Here is a 3,755-nt window from a genome sequence, read left to right as displayed (position 1 = left end):
GGGCCCCCCCCCCCGCCAGGCCAACCACCAGCGCCAGCGCCCCGGTCCAGGCCAGTTGCCGCCGTGCCTGCGCGCGTGCCTGATGACGGTGCAGCCCGCCGATCACCGCCTGTTCCAGCGCCGCCCAATCCGCCACGTCGTCTGCCCGCCTGGCCGCTGCATGGCGCAGCCCGGCCAGCCCTTCCTCCACACTGCCCATCGCCCGTGCTTCTCCTGTCCTTGCCCTGCCTGCCCCCTCATACGCACCGGCGTGGCTTGTCCCTCATCCCGTCGCCACATTTTTTGCACATCGGCCAAGGGGTGATGATCGACGCTGCGTATCAGAAGGCAGCCCCGTTTCGAAAGGATCGTCGATGTTCATGCGCCATGCTGCCCTCCCCCTTGCGCTCGCCGCGCTCTGCGCTGCCGCCCCTGCTCTTGCCCAACCGGCACTGACCGCCGCCAGTCCCTCGGCTGATGCGGTGGTCAGCGCGCCAACGGTCATCACGCTGTCCTTTACGGAGGCTGTGGCCGTGCCGCCCTCCTCGCTTGCTCTGGTGATGACCGCGATGCCCGGCATGGCCAACCACCAACCGATGAAGGTCACCGGCTTTGCTACCGCCCTTGCTGACGAGGGCAAGACCCTCAAGGTTACCCTCCCCCGCGCCCTACCGGCCGGCACCTATCGCCTGACCTGGCATGCCGGCTCCAGCACGGGCGAAAGTGCCGATGGCAGCTACAGTTTCACGGTGAAATAGGAAACTGGCGCAAAGGCCTCTTCAAGCCGCTGAAAAACATGAGATTTCCTACTTCGGCCGGTTTTGCTCCCTTTTCGCGCAAAGCCGGCCGAAATACGTTTGCGGCTCGGCGCGGCTCAAATTCAGGCTATCGTTCTAAAAAGAATGGATAATTCTGATAGCGCCCAGTTCCGGCTCGGCACCCGCGTCTATCGCTGACCGTATGAATGCGTTCAGTCCGTGGGCTCACGCAGGTTTGATCGACATGCGGTGGAGCCTTGCGCCCTTCCCCCATTTCAACTCGTCAAAAGACACTTCTGGCGGGTTAGATCCTGTTTAGAGTCGTTAGACAAGTTAAGCGCCGCGCTCACTCGCGCGAATCGCCAGAGTTTCGCGATTCGCCTGCAATGCGCTGTTCCCGATAGATCGACCTTCCGTTCCCGATGGATCGAAGCATCGTTCCCAAAGGATCGATCCCCCGTTCCCGATGGATCGAAAGGCCGTTCCTAAAGGATCGAAACACGCGTTTTGCTGTTCCCGAAGGGTCGATGTTTGCCATCAGACGGGCGGCAACCACGGTGGATTGAATTTCTTTTCGGGAACGCAGTGCTTTGGACGTTCAATCGCTGTGGATGATTTCACTGGTGTGACGAGGGGACGATCGGCCCACGACACTTCGCGAACGGCGATTGCGTGCAACAGCACGCGACACGTTCTTTCGAGAACGGCATTGGGGCATTGGTGACTTTTGCGAATGCCGCGACCGCACTTGCATGGCTGTCATGCTGTTTGGATGGCTTATCCCGCGCGCCGCTAAAGACGAACCGCGCGAAGGCAGAAAGTTGGACCCCGGATCAAGTCCGGGGTGACGTAGGTGGTGACATAAGGGGCGTTGCCTTGGTACTGCTACCCTCCCCTCCCCCGCCCCTTCCCTGTCATCAAGCGTCTGCCGGCAAGCATACAGATCGCTGCGACTCAGGCCGGCACACCTGCAGGATTACCCGAGGCTGGATTAGCGTCGTTCGTGATGGTGGAGGTAAAGCGCGATCACGGTGTCGCGCTGGGGCCCGCTCCGTGCGCATGGGGCACGGAGCGGGCGGCGCTGGTCAGCGCAGGGTGTGGCGGTGCTTTTCGTGATGGCGCTTGGCCCAGCCGATGAAGGCGCGCTGCCAGTCGGCCGGGGTGCGCGCGGGGTCGGCCGAAACCCAGCGTTCAAACTCGGCATGGAGCGCCTGGAAGTCCCAGCCCGGGCAGGTTTCGCGCAAGTGCGCCAGGGTTTCGTCGGTCATGAAACCGCGCGTGGCGGCGTGGCTGAGGCCGGCGATGGTCGAGCGGATCAGGCTGCGCGCATCAACGGTGACGGGTGCTGGCACGGACGGCGCTACATGATCCGCGTTGCGTGATGCCGGCTTGGCTGGCGCAGGGTGGGCCACGGGCGGAGCTGCCGGCGCAGGTGCGGGTGAGGGTGCGGCAGTGACTGCGGGCAGGGGGGCAGGGCGTTTCCCCGGGGAAACGACTTCGGCGCCATCCTTGCCATCGACGCGGCGCATGCGCAGCAGCGGCTCGCCGGTCTTGCCAGGTTCAACGCTCAGGGCGTAGCCGGGGAGGGCGTCCTTTTCCGCCAGCTTGAGAATCTCGAACTTGAAACGGCGATATTCGCCTTCTGCCCCGGATTTCTCGAACAGCGTGGGCATGGCAATGGCAAAGCCTTCCTCGCCCGCGCCCCCGGCATGCTTGCGCGCGACCTTGTAGAGCCACCGCTCGCGTCCGCCGGTGATGTTGAAGTAGGCGCGATCGATCGCCAAGACGCCGCCCTGCATCATCACGCCTTCCCAGAACCAATTGGACAGCTCCAGCGTCATGCCCTTGGAGCGTTCGGTGCGCTCGTCCACCAGCTGGGTCCAGCCATCGAGCCACGAGAAGGTGGCTTCGCGGCGGTTTTCCGCGCGGATGTTGGTCTTGATCGTGGTCGCCACCAGGCGATCGAGCGCCTGGCCCAGCAATTCATAGGCGCGGCCCGTAGTTGGGCGGCCGATCGCGCGCAGCAGGTCATAGGGCATAATGGTGAGCTTGCGCGGCACATCGTTGACCCCGCGCCGTACCATGTCGGCCAGAACGCTGGCACAGTAGATCAGGATGTCAGCGTCCCAGATCGTGGCCATGCCATAATCGGGATTGCCCGAGACGTGGACCCATAGCTTGCCATCGGGGCTGGTGTAATCGATCGGCTTGGTGCGCTTGGTCTTGGCCAGCGAAAAGAACGGGCGCTCCATCATTTCGCGCTGATCGCGCAAGGGCATGTCGGCCACGTAGGGCAGGAAGACGTCAAAGCGTTCGCTGCTGACGGAAGGTTTGCTGCGAGTCATGCGATGCCGGAGTGAGGGGAGGAGGGAAGGGCGGGTGACAACACAGCCAACCGGTACTGGCGTGGGCCAGCCCGGGGCAAGATGCGGTGGCGATGAAACGTGTGGAGGGCGGCGCTCTTGAACTCCGACGCGCCATGCACTGGCGGCGGACGGAACACGTCACGCGAGGTTCGCGGGAGAACACATGCGCCAGCAAACGGCACGCTGCGCGCGCCGTTCGCCAGGGGAGGGGGGTGCCAGGGAGGGGGCGGTGTTTCCCCGGGGAAACGGGGAAACGATGGCCTCACCGCTGCATGCCCTTGCCTTGGGCTTCGAGTGCGTCGAGCGCGGCGCGCACTCCTTCGATTAGGTCTTCGGTAGTGGCGCCAGTGCCGTTGTGCAGCTTGATCGTCACGCCCTGGCGCCCGGCCGACAGCACCGATACGGCGCGACGGCCGCTCATCGGCGCGTCCCAGCTGAACAGCGGGCCCGATGGGCTGTTGCCGGCCGTGGGCGCAGCCAGCAGGCGCTTGAGCACTTCGGGGGAGGGCACCGTCGGCCGGCCAGTGCTGCGGGCGGCGTCCTGCTCCCGCGCAAGTTGGCGCGCTTCCTTGAGGATGGCAACCTGGGCGTTCTTGTCATCCAACGCCTGGGCGAGGGCATAACCAGGCTTGAGCTGGACATCGGCGGGGGG

Annotated in this window: 3 protein-coding genes and 1 pseudogene; 1 reads left to right on the top strand and 3 read right to left on the bottom strand. The window is 64.5% G+C overall.

Annotation, left to right across the window (positions count from 1 at the left end; all coding sequences use genetic code 11):
- On the bottom strand, positions 1 to 199 hold a 199-nt coding region (locus tag H926_RS33820; protein ID WP_158442034.1), incomplete at its 3' end, for a hypothetical protein.
- Between the two features lie 160 nt (positions 200 to 359).
- Here H926_RS33820 and H926_RS0121220 point away from each other — a divergent pair.
- Complete coding sequence (locus H926_RS0121220) at positions 360 to 737, top strand: copper resistance protein CopC (RefSeq protein ID WP_028658316.1); 378 nt, start codon at positions 360 to 362, stop codon at positions 735 to 737.
- Between the two features lie 1,085 nt (positions 738 to 1,822).
- Here H926_RS0121220 and H926_RS0121215 read toward each other — a convergent pair.
- The gene (locus tag H926_RS0121215) at positions 1,823 to 3,082 is read right to left on the bottom strand and encodes a replication initiator protein A (RefSeq protein WP_022678043.1); all 1,260 of its coding nucleotides are present in this window, start codon (positions 3,080 to 3,082) and stop codon (positions 1,823 to 1,825) included.
- Between the two features lie 283 nt (positions 3,083 to 3,365).
- Positions 3,366 to 3,755: pseudogene (locus H926_RS35145) on the bottom strand (chromosome partitioning protein ParB); the annotation flags it as partial.

It is taken from the genome of Novosphingobium sp. B-7, assembly GCF_000410615.1.
GTDB classification, from domain to species: domain Bacteria; phylum Pseudomonadota; class Alphaproteobacteria; order Sphingomonadales; family Sphingomonadaceae; genus Novosphingobium; species Novosphingobium capsulatum.
This window is presented reverse-complemented; position numbering and strand designations above follow the sequence as displayed.

What these genes read in the sequence shown, in the direction of transcription:
- H926_RS0121220 (WP_028658316.1), top strand. Translation starts at nt 360, where the DNA reads ATGCGCCATGCTGCCCTCCCCCTTGCGCTCGCCGCGCTCTGCGCTGCC.
- H926_RS0121215 (WP_022678043.1), bottom strand. Translation starts at nt 3,082, where the DNA reads ATGACTCGCAGCAAACCTTCCGTCAGCAGCGAACGCTTTGACGTCTTC.